Source organism: Microcystis sp. M53598_WE2 (genome assembly GCF_030067735.1).
GTDB classification, from domain to species: Bacteria; Cyanobacteriota; Cyanobacteriia; order Cyanobacteriales; family Microcystaceae; genus Microcystis; species Microcystis aeruginosa.
This window is the reverse complement of the sequence record NZ_JASJFE010000111.1, coordinates 1-2,838: the sequence shown is the minus strand read 5'-3', so window position 1 is coordinate 2,838 and position 2,838 is coordinate 1. Positions and strand designations below refer to the sequence as shown.

Sequence of the window (2,838 nt, the reverse complement as noted above, 5' to 3'; positions counted from 1 at the left end):
GGCTAAAAATCAAAATTTGTGGGCAAAAAAGCAATATTTAAACTGTTTTTAGAGAAAATTAACTGGTTTTATTCCCCTCAAGCTTTAAACTATAATTTAAATACCCTATTCACCCCATCACCCCATCACCCCATCACCCCACTGACTATGCTCGATCGCTGTGCTACTCTAACTGTAGCGGAACCTCGCACACCTTACCAATTAACCACAACTGGACAATCGTGGTTAGAGGTTTTGGTCGATCGCCCTTATCCTAGAGATAGTCAAGAGGATCAGCAAATATTAACCTATAGTATCCCCCGGGATTTAACGGTAGAAATTGGCGATATTTTAAGCGTTCCTTTCGGTTCTCAGGTAATAGGGGGAATTGCTCTTAGATTTCTCGAAAATTTGCCCGCAGGACTAGAAGAAAAGCAAATTCGTCCCGTGGAAGATGTGATTGCTAAGGGCTTTTTCCCCGATAATTATTGGCAGTTATTGACGAAAATCGCCCAATACTACGCGACGGACTTAATCACCGTTGTTCGCGTCGCTTTACCTAAGGGTTTACTGCGAAGTTCCCAACGTCGCATCAGATTAAAACCAGAAGCGATTCCCCCCGGTGGGGAAGTTTTTTGTACTCCCCTCTCCCGTCAGATTTTATCCCTGCTAAAAAATCAAAAAGAAGGCGATTATTCGGCGAAATACCTGCAAGAAAAAGTCAAAAATGCTAATTACGGTATTCGAGACTTAGTTAAGCGCGGTTGGGTAGAAAGTTATCTAGAAGCGCCCAAAAGTACCAATATTAAGCTAAAAAAAGCCATTACCCTGCTAATAACCGACTTTCCTGCTGATTTAACCGAAAATCAGCGCAAAATTGTCGAAATTCTCCGTCATCAGGGAGGAGAAATGTGGCTGCCAGAATTGGCACAACTCGCGGGGACAAAACATTTTAAACCACTAATTGACAAGGGTTATGTGGTGATTGAGGACCGGGAATTTCTGCGCTTATCCTCGGCGATTATGAGCAGGGATCAACCAAAAACACTCACTTCTAGTCAAAAACAAGCACTAGAAGCCATTCAAACCCTGAAAGGTGGTGAAAGCGTCCTCTTACACGGAGTGACGGGATCGGGTAAAACAGAAGTCTATCTACAGGCGATCGCACCTGTCTTAGCAGCGGGTAAATCTGCCTTGGTTTTAGTCCCCGAAATTGGATTAACACCGCAACTAACCGATCGCTTTGTGGCCCGTTTTGGCGATCGAGTCTATGTTTATCATAGCGCCCTCTCGGAAGGAGAAAGATACGATACCTGGCGACAGATGTTGACAGGAACCCCGCAAGTCATTATCGGGACGCGATCGGCGATTTTTGCCCCTTTACCCCATCTAGGCATGATTATCCTCGATGAAGAACACGATAGCAGCTTTAAACAAACCCAATTACTCCCCACCTATCACGCGCGTACCGTGGCTAAATGGCGCGCTCAATTAAACCATTGTCCCGTAATTTTAGGCTCGGCCACACCATCCCTAGAAACATGGCTAGAATCCCAAGTTAATCCCAGTCTTTACCTATCTTTGCCCGATCGCATCCAAAATCGCCCCTTACCGCAGGTGGAAATCGTCGATATGCGACGGGAATTGCAACGAGGCAATCGTTCTCTTTTCAGTCAATCCCTGCGTTCATCTCTGGACACTCTGCGCGACAAGGGAGAACAGGCAATTTTATTCGTCAGTCGCCGCGGACATAGTACCTTTGTATCTTGCCGAAGTTGCGGTTATGTGCTGGAGTGTCCCCACTGTGATGTCTCTCTCTCCTACCACCACACCGAACCGGGAGCGCAAGAATTACTACGCTGTCACTACTGCAACTATGGTCGCATCCATCCGAAACAATGTCCTGAATGTGGTTCTCCCTATCTAAAATTTTTCGGTACTGGCACTCAGCGCGTCACCCAAGAATTAACCAAAGAATTTCCTGATTTGCGCTGCTTGCGTTTTGATAGTGATACCACCCGCAACAAAAATGCTCCCCGGGAACTATTAAAACTATTTACTGATGGTGAATTCGATGTCTTAGTCGGAACCCAAATGCTCACCAAAGGATTAGATATCGATCGAGTTACCCTAGTGGGAATTATGGCTGCCGATGGTTTACTTTATCACTCCGATTATCGCGCCTCCGAACGCGCTTTTCAAACCCTAACTCAAGTAGCAGGGAGAGCAGGAAGGGGAGAAAGAGAAGGAAAGGTAATTATCCAAACCTATACCCCCGAACATCCCGTGATTAGAGCAGTGCAAACCCACGATTATGAGGGTTTTGTCGAGACGGAATTAATGCAGAGAGAGGGTTTAAATTATCCTCCCTACGGCAGTTTAGTCTTAATTCGCTTTAGTGGTTTAGATGGAGAAGCAGTTCAGAAAAGTGCCGAAAATGTTGCGGAGGAATGTGTTAATAATTTCGGTTCCGATTGGGATATTTTGGGACCTGCACCCGCAACAATTATGCGCGTGGCTAACCGTTATCGCTGGCAAATTCTGTTAAAATTATCGGGAGAAAAGGCTGATATCGGTGGTCTTTTGCGTCCTTTGAAAAGCTTAGTTTTACCCAAGGTAAGTATGGCGATCGATGTAGACCCCTTAACTATAGAATAATCAAGGATGAATGAGATGATCGCTATTGTTCACGGATGCAACCAGTTATCTAAATCCGTCAAAGTGTCAAAGTCTAATAAAGCGAGTCCTAAGTCTTCTAACCGCTCCACAGGAAGGTTACGGATGGTTTCTTCTAGAGTTTGCGGTATTTCACCGAAACGTCGCTGAAGTTGACGGAGGACTAACTTTAATGCTTCCTGC

General features: G+C 45.2%; 2 protein-coding genes. One reads left to right on the top strand and one right to left on the bottom strand.

Annotated features, from left to right (window positions below):
- The first annotated feature begins 147 nt into the window (after window positions 1-147).
- Complete coding sequence (gene priA, locus PX636_RS02610) at window positions 148-2,637, top strand: primosomal protein N' (RefSeq protein WP_288116143.1); 2,490 nt, start codon at window positions 148-150, stop codon at window positions 2,635-2,637.
- A gap of 29 nt (window positions 2,638-2,666) precedes the next feature.
- On the opposite strand, the gene PX636_RS02605 is transcribed toward priA, so the two are convergent.
- Window positions 2,667-2,838 (bottom strand): DUF4351 domain-containing protein (locus PX636_RS02605; protein ID WP_288116142.1); only part of this gene is annotated, 172 nt, incomplete at its 5' end.